Source organism: Microbulbifer sp. MLAF003, from assembly GCF_030012965.1.
In the GTDB taxonomy this organism is placed as follows: domain Bacteria; phylum Pseudomonadota; class Gammaproteobacteria; order Pseudomonadales; family Cellvibrionaceae; genus Microbulbifer; species Microbulbifer variabilis.
In genome coordinates, this window is record NZ_CP120232.1 from 3,724,687 (window position 1) to 3,743,570 (window position 18,884).

At 51.4% G+C, this 18,884-nt stretch carries 20 protein-coding genes; 10 read left to right on the forward strand and 10 right to left on the reverse strand.

Annotated features, from left to right (window positions below):
- Window positions 1–28 precede the first annotated feature (28 nt).
- The 3 genes from P3339_RS17850 to P3339_RS17860 are packed head-to-tail and all read right to left on the reverse strand — an operon-like array spanning window position 29 to window position 1,933.
- Window positions 29–679 carry an SGNH/GDSL hydrolase family protein gene (locus P3339_RS17850; RefSeq protein WP_282951412.1) on the reverse strand — a complete coding sequence of 217 codons (651 nt, stop codon included), beginning with the start codon at window positions 677–679 and terminating at the stop codon, window positions 29–31.
- Between the two features lie 52 nt (window positions 680–731).
- Window positions 732–1,664: an MFS transporter gene (locus P3339_RS17855; protein ID WP_282951413.1), complete on the reverse strand. Its 933-nt coding sequence runs from the start codon at window positions 1,662–1,664 to the stop codon at window positions 732–734.
- Window positions 1,640–1,933 (reverse strand): hypothetical protein, encoded by a 294-nt coding sequence (locus P3339_RS17860; protein WP_282951414.1) that lies wholly within the window; start codon window positions 1,931–1,933, stop codon window positions 1,640–1,642. The genes P3339_RS17855 and P3339_RS17860 overlap by 25 nt, the downstream gene beginning before the upstream one ends.
- A 403-nt stretch (window positions 1,934–2,336) precedes the next feature.
- On the opposite strand from P3339_RS17860, the gene P3339_RS17865 reads away from it, so the two are divergent.
- Window positions 2,337–3,293, forward strand: coding sequence for a glycosyltransferase family 25 protein (locus tag P3339_RS17865; protein WP_282951415.1), 957 nt, complete (start codon window positions 2,337–2,339; stop codon window positions 3,291–3,293).
- A 5-nt stretch (window positions 3,294–3,298) separates the two neighbouring features.
- On the opposite strand, the gene P3339_RS17870 is transcribed toward P3339_RS17865, so the two are convergent.
- From P3339_RS17870 to P3339_RS17885, 4 genes are all read right to left on the reverse strand, one after another.
- Window positions 3,299–3,736, reverse strand: coding sequence for an ion channel (locus P3339_RS17870; protein WP_020412243.1), 438 nt, complete (start codon window positions 3,734–3,736; stop codon window positions 3,299–3,301).
- On the reverse strand, window positions 3,723–4,178 hold the full coding sequence (gene tadA / locus P3339_RS17875; protein ID WP_282951416.1) for a tRNA adenosine(34) deaminase TadA: 456 nt from the start codon (window positions 4,176–4,178) through the stop codon (window positions 3,723–3,725). The genes P3339_RS17870 and tadA overlap by 14 nt, the downstream gene beginning before the upstream one ends.
- A 74-nt stretch (window positions 4,179–4,252) precedes the next feature.
- On the reverse strand, window positions 4,253–5,056 hold the full coding sequence (locus P3339_RS17880) for a putative RNA methyltransferase (protein ID WP_020412241.1): 804 nt from the start codon (window positions 5,054–5,056) through the stop codon (window positions 4,253–4,255).
- Window positions 5,053–6,687 carry a GMC family oxidoreductase gene (locus P3339_RS17885; RefSeq protein WP_282951417.1) on the reverse strand — a complete coding sequence of 545 codons (1,635 nt, stop codon included), beginning with the start codon at window positions 6,685–6,687 and terminating at the stop codon, window positions 5,053–5,055. Before P3339_RS17885 ends, P3339_RS17880 begins: the two co-directional genes overlap by 4 nt.
- 83 nt (window positions 6,688–6,770) lie before the next feature.
- Between P3339_RS17885 and P3339_RS17890 the strand changes: the two genes are divergently transcribed.
- From P3339_RS17890 to P3339_RS17905, 4 genes are all read left to right on the forward strand, one after another.
- Window positions 6,771–7,466, forward strand: coding sequence for a class I SAM-dependent methyltransferase (locus P3339_RS17890; RefSeq protein WP_282951418.1), 696 nt, complete (start codon window positions 6,771–6,773; stop codon window positions 7,464–7,466).
- A gap of 470 nt (window positions 7,467–7,936) precedes the next feature.
- Complete coding sequence (locus P3339_RS17895; protein ID WP_282951419.1) at window positions 7,937–8,374, forward strand: hypothetical protein; 438 nt, start codon at window positions 7,937–7,939, stop codon at window positions 8,372–8,374.
- A gap of 76 nt (window positions 8,375–8,450) precedes the next feature.
- Window positions 8,451–8,759, forward strand: coding sequence for an RDD family protein (locus P3339_RS17900; protein ID WP_282951420.1), 309 nt, complete (start codon window positions 8,451–8,453; stop codon window positions 8,757–8,759).
- Entirely contained in the window at window positions 8,735–8,941 is a 207-nt protein-coding gene (locus P3339_RS17905) for an RDD family protein (protein ID WP_282951421.1), read from the forward strand. Before P3339_RS17900 ends, P3339_RS17905 begins: the two co-directional genes overlap by 25 nt.
- A 6-nt stretch (window positions 8,942–8,947) precedes the next feature.
- Here the strand turns inward: P3339_RS17905 and lptG are convergent, their stop codons facing one another.
- Together lptG and lptF are read right to left on the reverse strand one after the other, a co-directional pair.
- Window positions 8,948–10,009 carry an LPS export ABC transporter permease LptG gene (gene lptG, locus P3339_RS17910; protein ID WP_026304958.1) on the reverse strand — a complete coding sequence of 354 codons (1,062 nt, stop codon included), beginning with the start codon at window positions 10,007–10,009 and terminating at the stop codon, window positions 8,948–8,950.
- A complete protein-coding gene (gene lptF, locus P3339_RS17915; protein WP_020412235.1) occupies window positions 9,996–11,132 on the reverse strand; it encodes an LPS export ABC transporter permease LptF in 1,137 nt (378 codons plus the stop codon). Before lptF ends, lptG begins: the two co-directional genes overlap by 14 nt.
- Before the next feature lie 189 nt (window positions 11,133–11,321).
- On the opposite strand from lptF, the gene P3339_RS17920 reads away from it, so the two are divergent.
- The 5 genes from P3339_RS17920 (at window position 11,322) to P3339_RS17940 (ending at window position 18,194) form a co-directional block, all read left to right on the forward strand.
- Window positions 11,322–12,788: a leucyl aminopeptidase gene (locus tag P3339_RS17920; protein WP_282951422.1), complete on the forward strand. Its 1,467-nt coding sequence runs from the start codon at window positions 11,322–11,324 to the stop codon at window positions 12,786–12,788.
- Window positions 12,789–12,898: 110 nt separating this feature from the next.
- Entirely contained in the window at window positions 12,899–13,321 is a 423-nt protein-coding gene (locus P3339_RS17925) for a DNA polymerase III subunit chi (RefSeq protein ID WP_282951423.1), read from the forward strand.
- Between the two features lie 24 nt (window positions 13,322–13,345).
- Window positions 13,346–14,170, forward strand: a complete 825-nt coding sequence (locus P3339_RS17930) for a hypothetical protein (RefSeq protein WP_282951424.1) — start codon at window positions 13,346–13,348, stop codon at window positions 14,168–14,170.
- 147 nt (window positions 14,171–14,317) lie between these two features.
- A complete protein-coding gene (locus tag P3339_RS17935) occupies window positions 14,318–17,092 on the forward strand; it encodes a valine--tRNA ligase (protein ID WP_282951425.1) in 2,775 nt (924 codons plus the stop codon).
- A 544-nt stretch (window positions 17,093–17,636) separates the two neighbouring features.
- On the forward strand, window positions 17,637–18,194 hold the full coding sequence (locus P3339_RS17940; RefSeq protein ID WP_282951426.1) for a hypothetical protein: 558 nt from the start codon (window positions 17,637–17,639) through the stop codon (window positions 18,192–18,194).
- Between the two features lie 424 nt (window positions 18,195–18,618).
- Here P3339_RS17940 and csrA read toward each other — a convergent pair whose 3' ends face one another.
- On the reverse strand, window positions 18,619–18,807 hold the full coding sequence (gene csrA / locus P3339_RS17945; protein WP_282951427.1) for a carbon storage regulator CsrA: 189 nt from the start codon (window positions 18,805–18,807) through the stop codon (window positions 18,619–18,621).
- Between the last annotated feature and the right edge of the window lie 77 nt (window positions 18,808–18,884).

Genomic DNA, 18,884 nt, shown 5'->3' on the forward strand with positions numbered 1-18,884 from the left:
TGCCCTTTTCTATTTGGGAAGTATACCTCTAGGGCCAACTTAAGACTTTTATTTTCCGCAGGTAATCAGCAACTTCCTGGCCAAGAATGGAATGCTGGTCTTCATCGAGATGAATACCATCAATATCACTAACCTTGACTAAAGTGTTGGCATCCAGGTAGTGGGTGCCTAGCTCCCGGGATACTTTTTCCAGTTCTGCCGGAAAGTTCTTACAGCGCTGCTCAGCCCCCGCAAATTTATGGCCGATAATACCTTTGGGGTTATTGATAGCCAATGGAGCAATAATCAATATTTTAGGAATCGACATGCCGGGCTCAATGGGTGCTTGTCTGATTACTGACACCAACTTTGCCACCCCCTGAGCGGCCATCCAGGCTTTATTATCATGAGTATCCTGGAAATCATTGGTTCCCAACATCAACAGAACACACTTTAGTGGTGAGTGCATTTCTATCACTTGCGCCAGGCCATCAACCCCCTTCCGCCCCTCCCGGAACGGATCATCCCACACTGTTTTACGACCATTCAGGCAGTTTTCTATCACCCGCACGTCACAGCCTTTTTCATTCAAGCTTCGCTCAAGTACTCCAGGCCAACGCAAGTGAAAAGCCATACGCTTCCTGGTATCAGGGATGACGCCCCAGGAAACACTGTCAGAGTAAACCAATACATTTTCCATTGTTACATAACTCCATTGAGCCACTAAAAAACCTATCGGATTAATGAGCTCCTCAGCTTGAGGGTACCGCCAGGTGCGCAATACCGCGTAGGGTCAACCGAGATATTACCAATGCGGCCACACCACAAGTTGCGATGGCGGCAGTCAGAGGCTGGGGAGTTCCATCAAATACCAGACTGGTTAACACAATCGACAATGCACCCAGTAACATTTGCAGGGCTCCGCCCAACGCTGCAGCGGTGCCTGCAATAGGCCCATGCTCCTCAAGGGAAAGCACCATTGAAGTGGGGATTACCAGGCCGAGAAACACGTTGGTCGCCAGTAGCATTGCCACTAATAAAACAAACTCATCAAAACCGGCAAAAGTCACAGCGCACATCACAAGAGAACTTATGGCAAAACCGGCAGTGGCCCACTTCACCACTGCTACTGAACCAAAACGCATTCCAAGATTTGCAGCAAATTGACTTGAAACAAAAAAACCAAGGGCATTTAAAGCAAACGCCAGGCTGAACTCTGTCGGAGTAAGACCGTAAAACCCTGTATACAAAAAAGAAGCCGTGGCAAGAAAGGAAAAGAAACTGGCAATGCCCAAGCCACCTATGCAAGTCAATCCCATGTAAACCGGATCGCGTAAAAGTGTAGAAAAAGCCCCCAACATGGCACTGAACTGGAATGGAATACGATGCTTTCGCTCAAGCGTCTCCGGTAAACTGCTTACAGCCAAAAGTAGACTGGCGAGGGTTAACAGGGCAATCAGGATAAAAACACTGCGCCAGCCAAAGGGTACTATTAAGATACTGCCAATCAGCGGCGCCAGCATCGGGGAGATAGAAATTACCAGCATTACTGTAGTCATCAAGCGGGTCGCACGAGCACCGGTATAATGATCACGTATAACCGCTCGTGGAATAGACATTACTGAAGCAGCACCTACTCCCTGCAAAAAGCGCAAAGCTATTAGCGATTCAATGGTCGGGGCCACAGCGCAGCCAACTGATGCAAGGGTAAAAAGAAGTAGCCCGAAGTACAGGGGGGCTTACGCCCAAACATATCTGAAGCCGGCCCATAAATAAGCTGGCAAACTCCAAAAGCAATGAAATAAGACATCAGGGTGTACTGTGCTGCCTCAATAGGGGCACCAAAACTTGCTGCAATATCCGGCAATGCCGGCAAATACATATCGATAGCGACTGGGCCAACGCAGCTCAATAGCCCAAGAATCAGCGCCATCTTAATTAAATCTGACTTCATATAAATTTCCGTAGTACCTATAAAATTCTTATGTGGTATCAAACAATTATTGCCAATAGTTTTTGGCCAATATCAAATCGGTTTGCATATTCCCTTTAGCACTTTTGTTGCTCTGTTTTCATTCCAAAGCCTCCCTTGCACTTAGAGGAAAATCAATCACCCACTCAGACTAGAAGGCAACTTATTTTAGGCCTAGCACCATCCAGCTGTAACGGTGCATGTAATGCTCTGACTTTTTAGTCGATCACTAATATCCATTGAGAAAACCATTCTCCACTTGATCGCCTAAATGGAAGTAAGGCTTTGCCAACACTACCAGTTTGCTTGCAGTGACTGAGGTTAACGTTATGCAGAAGCTTTCTAGTTACGGTCACTTTTCTCCCTCTGGGGGTTGGGAGTCTATGTGTACCCCGAAATTGAGAGCCCTGCTGTAGTTGTGACCAAGCCTGTCCGCTTACGACAACCTCTATTCCCCCAACACCGCCTAAAACGGCGCCTTCCGCTTAGTCTTCGCCCCAGGCTGCAGCGCAAACCGCAGAAGATCCCTCTTTTTATAGCCCAAACTCCCTGCTGGATTATCAGCCTCCACCCAGAGGGAGGAACCGTCTATAACCTTCTGGAAACCCTCAAGTCCCAAAGACTGCGAACCGCCTTAGTCAGCGGTGTCGATGGACGCTCTGCCCTTCCCAGGTTTGAAGGTGATGAAGTCCTTTGCAATCGTACAACCCGTTGGCGCCACCTATGCGCACTTAAAAACTCTGAAGTTGGCTGCTACTTAGCCCACTTGCGCGCTATCCGTCTCGCCTACCAAACCGGTCTCAACCGGGTTTGCATCCTGGAAGATGATGTACAGTTGGAGCCGGATTTTGGCAAAATACTGGCCGAGCTTGAGCGCCTACCGGAAGAAATTGAAATGATCCGGCTGATGGGGCTTAAAGTACGCAAACGCAAGATTATCAAGACACTGAATGACGGCATTCACAAGCTGGTTCGCCCTGAACGCGGCTGGTGCGGTGCCCAAGGGTATTTGCTTAACCGTAAGGGTATGGAAAAGATCCTGGGCCATGCCAATCGTATTTTCGAGCCGATTGATAAAGTCTTTGATCACTTCTGGCAGTTTGATCTGAAACTGTATGGTGTAGAGCCTCATTTGCTTTGGGAAACAGCGCACACCTCAAGCATCGTAAAGTCGAATGTGGGACGAGCAAAAGTTGCGCGCTGGCTCTACTGGGTACATCCATTTGGCAAATTGTGGCGCAGTGTCGAGAGACATATTTATTTACTGCGGCATTACCAGGCCTTCTATCCTGCACAAAAACCGAAACAGAGGCCTGGTCGCACTGCGAGAATGAAGTTGTAATCAGTTTAAATATCCCAGACTCTTTGCATTTTCAGGAACATAAATGAAGCCGTCCATGTGATCATAACCAACCCTGTCAGCGCTTCCAGCCCTGCAGTAAAGCGCAAGTGCCCCAGGGGTTCTATATCCCCAAAGCCTAACGAGGTATATGTGGTAAAAGAGAAGTAAGCACAGTCGAGCAGGCTGCCATTAAAATTGCCCACTAAAGTCCCAAAATAAGGCGAATTCACCATAAAGTAGTAACCGTAAGCAAACAGCCAGATTTCTGCTACATGAGCCAGGAGGGCTCCAAATACTCCAATTACTATGGCGAAATTATGCCGGACAGGCAACCAGCGCCCTAAGTGGACCAGAGCGTTGAGGACCTCATGGTGAATCAACACGACAATTGCCACAATGATGCTGTTCACCAGGAATGCAAAAGCCAGTTCAGCGTCGACCATGAAAAAACTCGCGCACCAGTTTTCCAGCTTCCTCCGCCATCACTCCAGACTCCACGGCGATCTTATGATTGAAAAAACCTGCCTCCCCTAACTTTAACTGGCTCTCCACCACGCCCGCCCGGGGCTCGGTGGCACCGTACACTAGCCGGTTGACGCGAGCGTGAACCAGGGCACCGAAGCACATGGTACAGGGCTCTATCGTTACATAAAGCGTTGTATTGGGCAGGCGATAGTTCTGTTTACCTTCAGCAGCTCGACGCAGCGCCACTATTTCCGCATGAGCACTGGGGTCACAATTCCCGATGGGACGATTGCTGCCTTCGCCAATAACCTTGCCATCCTGAACCAGCACTGCTCCAACAGGCACCTCACCCCTCTCTGCGGCAAGTTCCGCCAATTCCAGGGCCCTGCGCATAAATGCATAGTCTTTTGGTGTTGCCATAAATCTCTTCTAGTTACTTCTATCAACCCGAGCTGCAGCCATGGGAGAAATCATTTCGCTACCCTAAGTAAAACCTACTTACGCTTGATAAAGCGGCGCACAATAAAGTCGGCTTCCAGAACCAGGCTGTCCTGTTGCTCCAATTCTGCACGGGCCTCTCGGCAGCCTTTCCAGGCAAAGGGGGTCATGGCGAGAAAATCGGTAATCGCTTCGTGCCCCTGCAACTTAAAAGGAAAGCAACAGCGCATATCCACCTCAGGGTAAAGTTCCTCAACCAATTTTGGCGCAGGGTGTTTACGTGGCTCTTTATATAGCTGGCCTTTTAGGGTCCAGAGGTGGTCCGGTCCAGGTGAAACATCCAACAGCTGCCCCCCCACTTTTAACACCCGCAGCATTTCTTCATCCGGGGCCGGCGCAAAAATGCGTAGCAAGTCATCTACGCTATTCGAGGATACCGGCAGGTTGACATTACTGGCCACAATAAACTGGGCGCCACTGTCAGATTTAGCTGCCATACGCACACCGGACTTTGAAATATCCACACCAGCCAGGGCATGACCATGCCACCCAGCGGATTCCAGTTGGCGTAAGTAATATCCCTCTCCACAGCCAATATCCAAGAGTTTACGACCGGATTTCGGTGGCAACAGCGCTGCAATTGCATCTACTAATGGGCGGTAATAACCCGCCTTGAGAAATCGGCGCCGCGCGCGCAACATCTCAGCTGAATCTCCCGGTTCCTTACGACGCTTGCGATAAACCGGTAACAAATTAACGTAACCTTCCCGTGCTCGATCAAAACTGTGCCGGTTACTGCAGTGCCAGGTTTCTTTTCCCAGCGTCAACGGCTTTGCACAGAGAGGACATTGCCAAATCATTCAACTTCCTGAACTTGAGTATTCTTCATCATTGATGGCGGCGTACGCTGCAAGATCAGATCCGCCGCCTTTTCTGCAATAGCGATCACCGGCGCATTGGTGTTGCCGCTGATCAGGGTGGGCATTATGGAGGCGTCCACAACTCTCAGTCCATCTACACCATGCACTTTTAGCTCAGCATCGACCACCGCAAGATCATCATTGCCCATCTTACAGGTTCCCACCGGGTGATAAATTGTCTCGGCATGCTGACGAATATAGTGCTTGATAGAAGCCTTGTTGGTGAGCTTTTGATCGGGCAACAACAACCGTTTCTGATAGCGCAGCAAATCTTCCTGGTTAATGATGTCCCGAGACATCTCGAAGGATTCCACCATCACCTGCATATCATCTGGTTCGCTTAGGTAATTTGGCTGGATACTCGGCAGCGCCTTGGGGCTCTCAGTATTGAGGGTGATTTCCCCACGGCTTTTAGGGCGCAATGCACATGCATGCATCGTGTAACCATACCCAGATTGTTTAGTAAGACCGTGATCAAAAGATGGCACTGCAGTGAAGTGAAACTGTATATCCGGGCAGCCATTAGCCAAGGTTGAACTGGCGAAGCCCCCAGCTTCAGCAACATTACTGGTTAATGGCCCGCGGTTCAGGAAGAACCACTCAGGCGCGCGCGTAGCGTGCTTCAGTTTCGCCCACAAGTCATTTGCAAAAGTGATTGGGGCCGAGGTTTTCACTACCTGGGAAATATCCAAATGGTCCTGGAGGTTCTTCCCTACCCCAGGCAGGTGATTCTGCAGCAGAATATCAAACTTCCGCAGTTCCTCCTGGGGGCCAATACCTGAGAGTAATAGTAGGTGCGGAGACTGAATCGCCCCAGCACAGAGTAAAACCTCCTTATTTGCCAGGATCTTTTTACCGTTGAGCAACTCCACCCCCACTGCCCGATCGCCCTTCAACATGAGGCGCGCTACCGGGCTGCGGGTCAATACCCTTAAATTGGGACGTTTCTTGACTGGATGCAAATAGGCCGCAGCGGCAGAACAGCGGCGCCCATGACGTTGGGTTACCTGGTAAAAGCCGACTCCACTCTGCTGGCTGCCGTTAAAATCATCATTTAACCTGTGTCCGACAGATTGTGCTGCCCGCAGGAATGCCTGTCCCGACTCAGTCTTCCATTTCAGATCGTTTACTGAAAGCGGACCATAGCCACTGTGATGGGCATCGCTGCCACGCTCATTACCTTCAGACAGAAGGAAATACGGCAGCATACTACGCCAACCCCAGCCCGGGTTGCCGGCAGCTTCCCAGGCATCATAATCTTCACCATTACCGCGAATATAAACCATCGCATTAATAGAACTACTGCCACCCAGGGTGCGACCACGAGGCCAGAACAGGCGCCGTTCGTGCAGGTGCTCCTGGGGTTCTGTAAAGTGATGAAGGTTGTAACCGGTCCCGGAAAGCAGCATACCTATCCCCAGGGGCATGGATATCAGTGGGCTGCGATCTGGAGGGCCCGCCTCCAGCAGGCAGACCCGATGTTGCTCATCAGCACTCAAACGGTTAGCCAATACACAGCCGGCAGAGCCGGCACCTACGATCACATAATCAAACACCATTTGAGTGGACATGGGACCTCAGCACCTTTGCAGCTGGATTTGTCATGACGGTACACTCAACCAGAAAGAAATTACATAGACGAAAAGGATCAAAGGTGAAGGATTACGAGTTCAGTGATAATAAAATCCTGCAAAGCTGGCACAAAAATGCTGGGGAGTGGGTGAATGTTATTGATCGAGCGGCTATTCCCAGTCGGGAGTTAATCACCAACCGCGCCATTATCGAAGCTATTTTGGCGCACAACCCTACAAATGTCCTGGATGTCGGCTGCGGCGAAGGCTGGTTGGCCCGCAACTTGGCAGCTAAAAACATTGATGTCTACGGTATTGATGCCGTAGCCGAACTCATTACAGAGGCACAGCATCGCAGCGGGAATTATCAACAATTCCTGACAACCAGCTATGAAGATCTGGACACGAAAGCCTTGGGGCAAAAGTTTGACCTGGTGGTGTGTAACTTCTCGCTGATCGGTGAATCGGCAACGGAGGTTTTTTTCCAGAAAGCTGGCAGCCTACTCAACCCTGGAGGCCACTTGCTGGTCCAGACATTACATCCTTTGATTTCTTGCGGAGAGCAGGATTACACAGATGGCTGGAGACCCGGCACCTGGGAAGGGATCGAAGGGAATTTCGAAGAGGCCGCACCCTGGTACTTCCGCACCATATCAAGCTGGGTTGATCTGTTTACCCAAAATAACCTGGTACTGCTCTCCCTGAAGGAGCCCCTCAATCCCACAACAGGGCTTCCAGCCTCACTTATATTGTGCGGCCGGCTAACAACCACTTTGTAGTGCCCTGAGCAAACAAGCCAACACTCACTCTCTGTGGAAAAGTGGCATTAAAAGTTCAGTATAGAAAATTATTACGCCAAGCTGCGGTTTTAACCGATCTGGGTCTTGGTAGACCCATGGATATTGACCCATAACTCAAGATCAATTTTTCATTAGCATTAATCTGGCAATATCAAAAAAATAATAAAAAAACATTGGCGTCCTGCTGCTCACATCTGCGACTGCTTGGACAAAAATGGAAAAGTGTCCAGTTAATGCGGCCTGCAGAAAATTAACCGTCAATCCCCGACTGTCCAGTAAGTGAAGTTGTAAGAGCCGCCTATTTTATAAGGGATAACGCTTTGATTTGGGTGTCCCATAATAAATTTAACGACCGCTTACGGCGTCCCGATGAGAAGTAACACCCTGGGGTAAATCGAATGGTACTCTGCAACTTCAGAATCAGACAGGGAAAGACCTTACCAACAACTGTGGGATTGCTCCTGCTTCCCGCCTGCTGCTTCTGCTCCGCTGATGACTTATTTATCCCCGACTCCCAACAGGCCCTCAATTTACAATCCGGCAATCTTTACTTCTCCGATAGCGCCTTCGCTATGGGCAATGCAGACCTTCTCCAAGCAGCAGATTTCCTCCGCAACAACTCCATGAACAGTACGCAGAGGCGTCTTAACTACCAATGGCTGAAGATGCATACCTACCCTTCTGAACACCGACCAACTACCGGAGGCAAGGCCCTGGTCAAAATCCTGAAAATGGGTTTTGAGACCTATAAGCAACGTAATAAACGCACAGCCCGGAACAGCCTACTGCGCTATACCACCAACCGCGGTAAGATTGGCAACTCTGTCGATTATGGGTTTAGCCTCTCAAACGACAAATTCAAAGTCTCCTTCGAGTACGAATTCTAGTACTGGCAAGCGGCCTTTCCTTGCATAGCTTCAGGTTTGTTAGAATCTCCGCCATCTGAATTTGGCGGAGATTGCCGTGAGTACCTCAAATACCCCAACTACCTTCCCAGAACTACCTATAGCCGGTGTTGGACGGCGCCTTGCGGCCCTGATGTACGATTTGCTGATCCTGATGGGGCTAATGATGGTCTATGGCTTCGTCGCCTTACCTGTCGCATCGGCAATTGGAGGTCTCAACTGCCAGCCGGAAGCCATGGATTACAGTCCTTGTGTGGGCGGCCCGATTTACCAGTTGGGTGCAGTTGCGGTCATCGCAGGATACTTTTTTGGTCCTGGCGTGTGGCTGGGCAAACTGTTGGTATGCGCGCCTGGCGTCTCATCGTAGCCAATCCCGATGGCGTCCAGCTTTCATGGCGTCAATGTATCCTGCGTGCTGTAGTGGCACCAATATCATTGGCATGCCTTGGCCTCGGCTATTTTTCCGCTTGGGCCAGGTCTGATAAGGCCAGCTGGCACGACCTGATATCTGAGTCCCAGGTGCGCCTGCTGCCCAAAAAGAAAAAGTGATTCGCTTCAGCGGGCGCGCTTAAGTAGTAACCACCCCACTATGAAGCACAGAATTATGGGCACCACCACGGCCAGTAGTGGTGGGAAGCCAAAAACCAATGAAGACGGACCAAGCATATCCTGCACTGTCTGGAAAACAATACCGACAATAATGCCGGTAAAAACCCGTAACCCCGTGGTTACCTCGCGCAAAGGCCCAAAGATAAAGGAGATCGCTACCATCACCAGGCTGGCAATGGTGAGTGGTTGCAAAAGCTTTTTCCAGAACTGCAGCCAGTAGCGACTGGAATCCTCGTCCTTGCGATCGAGAAAGGTACCATAGGACCAGAGATCTCTCGGGGATAGGTCTGAGGGTAGCGGTACAATGAGCGCAAAAAGCTCTGGGGAAATCTCGGCATTCCAGCTACTGGTCGGTACCAGTTCACTCTGGGTATTCTCCGCTGAAAAGCTGGTAATACGACTGTTTTCCAACTGCCATTTATCCCCTTCGAACTGCCCACGCTCAGAAAACTCTACGCGTTTAAGCTCCTGGTCACTGTCAAAGTGATAGCGGGTTATTCCGTATAGTTCGCCATCCGGCAGGGCCGCGTTGAAATGCACAAATTCCCCGCTGTCTTTCAGCCAAAGACCACTCTCCAGACCGGTGGCCTCCAGTTCTCCGAGCGCGCGGGCACGGTTGTTCTCAGCAATGACATTTGTCTTCGGAATAACAAATTCGGCCAGTGCCAAACCGATCAGGATCAGCAGGATAATCGGCTTCATCACAGCCCAGGCAATACGACCGATCGACACTCCAGCAGCGCGCATAACCGTCAACTCGCTGGTCCCGGCTAAAGTCCCCAGGCCAACCATACAGCCAACCAGTGCGGAAAAACCTAACTGCTCATAAATCCGTGCAGGAAGCTTCCACAAAACATACTGCACTGCCTCCGCAAAGCCGTAGCCTTCCTTGAATTCTCCCAGTTGATCGACAATGGCAAATACAATATCCAGCCCGAGGATAACAAGAAGTACCGCACCCACTGCCAGGGCTATGGTTCGACCAATATACAGATCAAGCCTTAGCATTTGTCGCCTCCCCTACTCCCTCTGGGCGCAACTTGGGTTTGCGCCGCCAGTTCCTCATAGCCAGCAACAACAAACCGATCAATAGGAACGGCGGATGCACCAGCCAAATCACAGAGGGGTTGGCAAACTTGCCGTCCTCAATGGCACCACGAACGCCCTGCAGAGTTACCAGGTATATCAGGTAAAGGAGGATCGCAGGGATCATCTTGGCAAAGCGCCCCTGCCGGGGGTTTGTTCGGGATAAAGGGACAGCCAACACGGCGACCACTAGTACTAAAACTGGAAGGCTGAAGCGCCAATAGAGGAATGCCTTCTCTTTGGGGTCATCACTCTTTAATAGCTGCAAGGTGGGTGCTGATTCCATCTGGTCACGCCAACGATTGCGCAATTGAGGAACCTCGAGCAGCACCTCATAAGTGTCAAACTCCATCTGCCTGTACTCACGCTGCCCAGGCACCCCTGCATAACGATAACCATCGCGCAACACCAAATAACGCAACCCTGTCTCAGGGTCGACTTGCTGCACACCCTCGCGCGCACGGGTCACCACTTGGTGGTTTGCCTGTGTCTCCTCCTCAGTCGCACCCAACTCAGCCAGGAAAACATCCTGCATTGTGGACTTATCCTCACTAAGGGACTCAGCGTAATAGACTGCTCGACCGCCACTGGTGGAGATAAATTTCTTTGGTATCAGGTGGTCGAACTCGTTGCGGGCTTTCTCAATATTGAGCAAGTTAGTAGAGCGTGCCACACCTGCAGGAGAGAAATACAAGCTCATGGAAGCCACGACCAGAGCCACCATCAATGCTGGAGCCAGGGTATACATCAGCAGTCGCCACTCGCTGAAACCACAGGCATGCAACACTGTCATTTCACTCTCAATGTACAAGCGACCGTAGGCGAGCAGTATCCCAACGAAAAGCCCCAGGGGCAGCACAAGTTCAAGGAACCCCGGCAGACGGAACCCCATCAGGGAGAAAAGAATATTAGCCGAGATATCACCCGCGGCAGCCTCCGCCAGGTATTTAACAAATCGGCCACTCATCACCATTAAAAGTAAAACAGCGCTGACTGCCAGCGTGGCAAACAGCAGCTCACGGCAGAGGTAGCGGAAAATAATCACAGGGCGAACGTATTCCTTGGTGACAGCGGTGTGATGAAATCTGGACTCAAAATGAACAAGTTTCCCACCGAGTACAGCATTCCAGAGATGGGCAGGTTAAACTTGTGCGACGCATTATCACTAAAAATTCTTGCTATGTCTCGGCTCAGAGCCATGCAATCTTTTGTCAGATTTTAAGGAAAGCTAAAAATGCAGTTCTCCGCCAAGGTTTTGGATATCACCAAACAGCGCACAGCCTGCTCCATTATTTCGGCAGATGCCAAAAACAGCCTTACCCACAGTGGAAAAAGCCTAGATAAACTCACCGGGGGAGTGATTGGCAAAATCCTCAAGCGCGGTGACCTCGGCACCAAGCCAGGCAGCACCCAACTGATTGACTTGATCGAAGGTCCCAGTGATCGCGTACTGGTCGTTCGTGCCGGCAAGGGTGCTCTCACCCAGGCTGAATTCCGCAAGCTGGCCACGACCAGCGCTACAGCGGCTAAAAAGTTCAAGGACGCCACTTCTTATCTGTGTGAACTGGATGTAGACGGTGCAGACAAGTCCTGGCAAGCACAGCAAATTGCAATGGCAGCCGGACTTGCCACCTACCGCTTCACCCAGTGCCAGACTGACGCAAAGCCCTATCCCTTGAGCAAGTTCACGGTACACGGCCTGGAGCGAAAGCAACTCAAATCTATTCAATCTGGAATCGATATCGGGGCAGCCCAAGCAATCGGTAGTAATGTAGCCCGTGAACTGGGCGATATGCCAGGCAACATCTGTACCCCCAATTACCTGGCAAGTGAAGCTCGTGCATTGGCCAAAAAACACACAAAACTCACTACCACGGTCCTTGATGAAAAGAAAATGAAAGCCCTGGGCATGGGTGCCCTGCTGAGTGTTGCCAAGGGGAGCGACCAGCCGCCGGCCTTGATTGCCATGAACTACAAAGGTGGTAAAGCCAGTGACAAGCCGATTGTACTGGTCGGCAAGGGCATCACTTTTGATAGCGGCGGCATCAGCATCAAGCCCGGCCTGGCTATGGATGAAATGAAGTACGACATGGGTGGTGCTGCCAGTGTCTTCGGCGTGATGAATGCACTATTAGAGCTGAAGCCATCGATCAATGTTGTGGGCATGGTTGCTGCCGCAGAGAACATGCCCAGTGGCGGCGCCAGCAAGCCCGGTGACATTGTGACCTCAATGTCAGGTAAAACCATCGAGATCCTGAATACCGATGCCGAAGGCCGCCTGGTACTCTGCGATGCCCTTACTTATGCCGGCAAGTACAAACCCCGTGCTGTTATTGATATCGCTACCCTGACTGGTGCCTGTGTTATTGCCCTTGGTCACCATGCAACAGGCCTGTATGCCAATAACGAAAAGCTCGCTAAAGAGCTGATCAAGGCCGGCGAGACTACCGGAGACCGCGCCTGGCAAATGCCTCTGTGGAATGAATATCAACCCTCGCTGGACTCCAACTTTGCCGATATGCAAAACATTGGCGGCCGCGAGGCGGGCTCTGTTACTGCCGCATGCTTCCTGGCGCGATTCACCAAGGATTACAACTGGGCACATATGGACATCGCAGGTAGTGCCTGGAAGTCTGGCGCCGCCAAAGGCGCTACAGGCCGCCCGGTTCCACTACTAGTTGAATACCTCCTGGGCAAATAAGCGCTAAACGCGCACAATAGCCGCCCACTTTACGGTGGGTAGCTGATAGGACGGCTCCGGTGGGGCCGTCTGTCTTTTCTGCATGGACAAGAATTTCACCGGCGCCCTCGATGACTCGAATCGACTTTTATATCCTTTCATCCGACCAGCCCCAACAGGCGGATATTTTCGCCTGTCGCCTTGCGGATAAGGCTTACCGCAGTGGGTTGCGCGTGCTGGTTGCCGTCGATAACCGGGACCACGCCAGCCAGATCGACCAGCTATTGTGGACTTTTCGCGAAGACAGCTTTCTCCCACATGCTGCTCAAAGCGAAGAGCAGCACTCAGCCATTGAAATTAATAGCGGGGAAGATCCGGGAACTCACCATGGACTGCTGATTAATTTATGTAGCAAAGTGCCCAAGTGGTTCAGCCGCTTTGAGCGCCTTGCGGAGATAGTTGTACAACATCCAGATACACTGCAGCGCTCACGATTACGATTTGGTCACTTCCGTGATCGCGGATATCCGTTACAATCCCATAAGATCAACTAAGGCATGTAATTACTCACTACCGCTATGTCCGGTCGAAAGAACAAACACAAGCAGCGCGGACAACAACGCAAGCAGCCCAGCGAATTGCTCAGCGAGCTCAGTTCGTTGCACGACCTCCTTAATAGCGACGACCTGGACGAAATTCCCCTGCTCAATCAAGTAGCCGGCCCTCACGGGCAAGGCACTTCCCAACAGACACCAGAGCCCCGATCCCAGGTAGAGGTCCCCACCCTTACTGCCGAGCCACCATCGGATCTCCCTTCATCAACAGACTCTATGTCTCAGCAGCAATCAGCCCCTACTATAGAGGAGGATGCCCTGGATACGGCGGATCTGCCTATTCTATTCTCGCCGGTGGAAGAAGTTGCCCCTTCAGAGTGCGAAATGCAGCTAGCTGAGTCCGACCTGGCATTGCTGCGTCCACTACAGGAACTGCCCCCAACTGAGACTGAAACCGAGGTGACAGATCCTGAAGCGACTGGCAGAGGGATAACTGAAACTGCGAAGCAAGCTCAGGTAGAGAGCAGCCCCGCCCAGGAAAACCCTTTCTTGCCTGCCCATATTCGTGCGCGCCTCACTGGTGGCAAGGTTCCCACCGGTGTAGACCAGGATGCCCAAAGTCCAGAGCCGGTAGACCCCGCCAGCGCAGGTACACGCACTCAGGCCCTGGCAATGGCCCAAGCCATTACTGAAGAAGGGGAGCCTGCCGACCAGCTGGAGCCAACCGAGAAGGAACGGCAGCGCCAGGCCCTGATCGAACAGTTAGTTGCACAGCAATTGCCACAACTGGAGAGGCGGTTGCGCGCACAGATAGAAAAAGTCGTCGACGAGCTGGGCGTCTGGGACTGATTACCAATACAGGCAAAACCTGCCTTTTGCCCACCAGACCCCAGCGGTATAATTCCCCCTTTTTCCGCGCAGCCCGAGCAAGCACCAGACTATCCTGAGCCAAAACGCTGTGCACGCAGTCAGTTAAACACAAGGTTTCCCGCCCGCATGGACAAAACATACCAGCCCAACGCCATCGAACAGCAGTGGTACAAAACCTGGGAGGAGAACGGCTACTTCAAGCCTTCCGGGGATACTGAGGCCAAGCCCTACAGCATCATGATCCCGCCGCCGAACGTCACCGGCAGCCTGCATATGGGCCACGGTTTCCAGGAGTCCATCATGGACGCCCTGATTCGCTACCATCGCATGCAAGGGGACAACACCCTGTGGCAAGTGGGCACCGACCATGCCGGTATCGCCACCCAGATGGTGGTAGAGCGCCTGCTGGGCGCCGAAGGCATATCCCGCCACGACCTGGGCCGCGACAAGTTTATTGAGAAGGTCTGGGAGTGGAAGGAAGAGTCCGGCGGCACCATTACCCGCCAGCTGCGCCGCCTGGGCGCCAGCCCCGACTGGTCCCGCGAACGCTTCACTATGGACGACGGCTTCTACAAAGCGGTGCAGGAAGTCTTTATCAAACTGTATGAAGACGGCCTGATTTATCGCGGCAAGCGCCTGGTGAACTGGGACCCGAAATTCCACACTGCGATCTCCGATCTGGAAGTATTAAACGAAGAGAAGCAGGGTCACCTGTGGCACTTCCGCTACCCGCTCTCCGACGGCTCTGGCCACTTGGTGGTCGCCACTACCCGCCCGGAAACCATGCTCGGCGATACCGCCGTAGCCGTACACCCGGAAGACGAGCGCTACCAGCACCTGATTGGCAAGACCATCAAGCTGCCCCTGGCGGATCGCGAAATCCCGATTATTGCCGACGAATACGTCGATCGTGAATTCGGCACCGGCTGTGTAAAAATCACCCCGGCCCACGACTTCAACGACTACGAGATGGGCCAGCGCCACAACCTCGAGATGATCAACATCCTCGATGCCGACGCCCACCTGAACGACGCAGTGCCGGAAAAATACCGGGGCATGGAGCGCTTTGCCGCGCGCACCCAGATTGTCGACGACCTGGACGCCCTCGGCCTGCTGGAAAAAGTAGAGCCCCACACCCTCAAGGTCCCTCACGGAGACCGCTCCGGCGCCGTGATCGAGCCCTGGCTCACCGATCAATGGTACGTAAAAACCCAGCCCCTGGCCGATGAAGCCATCGCCGCTGTTGAAGATGGCCGCGTTGAGTTCGTACCGAAAAACTACGAAAACATGTACTTCTCCTGGATGCGCGATATCCAGGACTGGTGTATTTCCCGCCAGCTGTGGTGGGGCCACCGCATCCCCGCCTGGTACGACAGCGAAGGCAAAGTCTACGTTGGCCGCAGCGAAGAGGAAGTGCGCGAGAAGCACAACCTGGGCGCCGACATCAGCCTGCGCCAGGACTACGACGTACTCGACACCTGGTTCTCCTCCGGCCTGTGGACCTTCGGCACCCTGGGCTGGCCAGAAGATACCGAAGAATTGAAAGCCTTCCACCCCAGCTCCGTACTGGTCACCGGCTTCGATATTATTTTCTTCTGGGTCGCGCGCATGATGATGCTGACCCTCTACTTCAAAAAGGAAGTACCGTTTAACACCGTGTACGTGCACGGCCTGGTGCGCGACAACCACGGCCAGAAGATGTCCAAATCCAAGGGCAACGTGATCGATCCAATCGATTTGATCGACGGTATCGACCTGGAGAGCCTGGTAGCCAAGCGCACCTCCGGCATGATGCAACCGCACCTGCGCGAGAAGATCGAAAAGCAAACCCGCAAGGACTTCCCCGAAGGCTTCTCTGCTTTTGGTACCGATGCCCTGCGCTACACCTACTACTCACTGGCATCCACCGGCCGCGACATCAAGTTTGATGTGGGCCGTATCGAAGGCTTCCGCAACTTCTGTAACAAGATCTGGAATGCCTCCCGCTACGTGCTGCAAAACTGCGAAGGACAGGACTGTGGCCAGGACAACAGCAGCGACTATGAACTGACTATCGCCGACCGCTGGATTGTTTCCCAGCTGCAGCGCACCGAAATCACCGTACGCGAAGCGATGGATACCTACCGCTTCGACCTCGCCTCCCAGGCCCTGTACGACTTTATCTGGAGCGAATACTGCAGCTGGTACCTGGAACTGTCCAAGCCGGTACTGTGGGACGACAACGCCTCCGACGCAGTGAAGAAAGGCACCCGCCGCACCCTGATCCGCGTACTGGAAACTATTTTGCGTCTGGCCCACCCGCTGATGCCGTTTATCACCGAAGAAATCTGGCAGCGTGTAAAAACCCTCGCCGGTTCCAACGGTGACACCATTATGCTGCAGCAATACCCTGAGGCCGATAACAGCAAGATCGACGAGGAAGCGGAAGCGGCTGTTGCCTGGTTGAAGCAGGTTATTGAAGGCGTGCGTAATATTCGTGGTGAAATGAACATTTCCCCAGCGAAGAAAATCCCACTGATTCTGCGCGGTGGTTCCAGCCGTGACCAAGAACTGCTGGAGCAAGCCCGCAGCCTGCTGATCAAACTGGCCAGCCTCGAAGAAATCACCTGGCTGGAAAGTGGAGAAGCTGCACCAGCCTCCGCCACCGCCCTGGTAGGCGATATGGAATTGCTGGTACCCATGGCTGGCCTGATCGACGTTAAAGCCGAGAGTGCCCGTCTACAAAAAGAGATTGATAAGCTTTCCAAAGAACTCGCACGAGTCGAAGGCAAACTCAACAATCCCAAGTTTGTAGACAAAGCCCCCGAAGCCGTTGTTGCCAAGGAGAAGGACAAGCTCGCGGAAATGAAAGGTGCTCACGAGCGTCTGCAACAGCAGCTTGAAGAAATCAGTAACCTTTAATGGTTCTGGTAATCCGCTCCATTAAAGAGCGGATCTGATTTAAAAAAGGGGGCTCTGCCCCCTTTTCTTTTTTTGACATAAATCAAACTACCCCTTCTTGCCCTAGTGCCTTTCGATTTTCTATCAACTTCAGAGTCCGAGTGTGTGCCCAATGTACCTGCATCGCTTATGGGTTTGTCAGCTCAAAAAACAGCTTTACCGAAGTGGTATACGATCTAAAGCGCGCTAAAACACTTCCAATACTGCTCCATTTTTCAACTCTCCTAAGTACCTGATAAGAAATCAACATGATTTTCGATCGGTTCGACTGCTATTTTTTATAAAGACCCCGATAGATTGAAAGGTCTAGGGAGTTAGAGAAAGTCTATTCAGTGGGGATAGAGAGTAAAGTGTTCATTTTTGCATTTGGAACAGGAGTTCAGGCTTGTATGTAATTTATTGATCCCTCAAGATTCTTATGCACTTCTTCGTTAGATTGATTCCAGGGTGGTAATCATGATAATAGTGGTCAGAATGATTACTATATAAATGTTAAGGCTTCCCGATGGACGAAGAGTTGAACAAACTTAAGGAAGAAAAGAATCTCGTAACTATCAAGAGAGAGGGTATTGATGGGCATGGAATACAAGGATTTGTATTGGCACATTCAAAAGAACTCGTTCTGATTCAATACGTATATGATTTTAATCTTGATGGGCTTATGGTTCTTCGGTTGTCTGATGTCAGTAGTATTGAATCAACCAAAACAGATCTTTTTCAGACCCAAATCTTCAAAGATGAAGGATTGTACTCCAGGATAGACTTCTCGAAGGAGTATGATGTAACCAATTGGCATACGGTATTATCTACTATCGGGAGAGAATATGGATTTTTCATAATTGAGGATGAAGATCCAGAGTATCCAATCTTCCTACTTGGGGAGCTACGTATCATTGGCGAAGATTCAGTCTCAATGCTGGGTTTTAGTGGGGCTGCTAACTGGGATGACGAATACTCGGAAATGAGTTACGAAGATATAAGCTCCTTTCAGGTGGGTAACAACTACTCAAATATGTATAAACGGTATTTCGAGAGGAATGCCTTAACAAAGCCATCAATTTGACCGCCTTACGCTGAGCTTCAGGCGGCAAATTTTGGCGGAGTTACAAGTATTAATTTATGAACTCGATTCAGCTGGAATGCCCACGATTTTATAGTCAGGAAGATGAAGACCTATTTTTTCAATGCATCTATAACATGCCAGATTACGAGGGTGTAAAAGGCAGGGATACCGTGCTCACGATCATTTTCTCTGATCAAATTTCCGCTGAAATACATGGCCTAATTAAGGCGCTTTGCGCGAGATGGGAAACAACTATATACAGGTAAGGAAACACCGTATTTATAACAAGTGGCTCAAGTCCCCTCCGACTACAAATAGCGTGGCCACCTCAGAACGCGCTAGCGCGCCTCCAGCAAGACTTTAACCCTATCACCCGGCAGACTGTGCACGCAACGCACGCCCTTGCTTCGCGCGTTCCGAAATCTCAACCACCTCCATCCCCCAACACCGGCTCCTTTTGCAAACGTCTATAGATTTCCTCACGGTGAACGGGTAGAGATTTGGGAGCACGTATGCCTATCTTTACTTGATTACCCTTAACTTCCAATACCGTAATTGAGACGTTAGCTCCAATCCGTAAGTTTTCACCCGTCCGGCGCTTTAAGATCAACATAATTGCTTCCTATGAATACTCAAACCATACGTAGACCTCCCTTAATGGAAGGATTTGAAAGTAACTTTTAAGGAAAG

Excerpts from the sequence above, each read along its gene's own strand:
- P3339_RS17920 (WP_282951422.1), top strand. The coding sequence starts at position 11,322 with ATGCAGTTCTCCGCCAAGGTTTTGGATATCACCAAACAGCGCACAGCC.
- P3339_RS17850 (WP_282951412.1), bottom strand. The coding sequence starts at position 679 with ATGGAAAATGTATTGGTTTACTCTGACAGTGTTTCCTGGGGCGTCATC.
- P3339_RS17880 (WP_020412241.1), bottom strand. The coding sequence starts at position 5,056 with ATGATTTGGCAATGTCCTCTCTGTGCAAAGCCGTTGACGCTGGGAAAA.
- P3339_RS17860 (WP_282951414.1), bottom strand. The coding sequence starts at position 1,933 with ATGAAGTCAGATTTAATTAAGATGGCGCTGATTCTTGGGCTATTGAGC.
- lptG (WP_026304958.1), bottom strand. The coding sequence starts at position 10,009 with ATGCTAAGGCTTGATCTGTATATTGGTCGAACCATAGCCCTGGCAGTG.
- P3339_RS17935 (WP_282951425.1), top strand. The coding sequence starts at position 14,318 with ATGGACAAAACATACCAGCCCAACGCCATCGAACAGCAGTGGTACAAA.
- P3339_RS17940 (WP_282951426.1), top strand. The coding sequence starts at position 17,637 with ATGGACGAAGAGTTGAACAAACTTAAGGAAGAAAAGAATCTCGTAACT.
- P3339_RS17930 (WP_282951424.1), top strand. The coding sequence starts at position 13,346 with ATGTCCGGTCGAAAGAACAAACACAAGCAGCGCGGACAACAACGCAAG.
- P3339_RS17870 (WP_020412243.1), bottom strand. The coding sequence starts at position 3,736 with ATGGTCGACGCTGAACTGGCTTTTGCATTCCTGGTGAACAGCATCATT.
- P3339_RS17885 (WP_282951417.1), bottom strand. The coding sequence starts at position 6,687 with ATGTCCACTCAAATGGTGTTTGATTATGTGATCGTAGGTGCCGGCTCT.
- csrA (WP_282951427.1), bottom strand. The coding sequence starts at position 18,807 with ATGTTGATCTTAAAGCGCCGGACGGGTGAAAACTTACGGATTGGAGCT.
- P3339_RS17905 (WP_282951421.1), top strand. The coding sequence starts at position 8,735 with ATGCGCGCCTGGCGTCTCATCGTAGCCAATCCCGATGGCGTCCAGCTT.
- P3339_RS17925 (WP_282951423.1), top strand. The coding sequence starts at position 12,899 with ATGACTCGAATCGACTTTTATATCCTTTCATCCGACCAGCCCCAACAG.
- tadA (WP_282951416.1), bottom strand. The coding sequence starts at position 4,178 with ATGGCAACACCAAAAGACTATGCATTTATGCGCAGGGCCCTGGAATTG.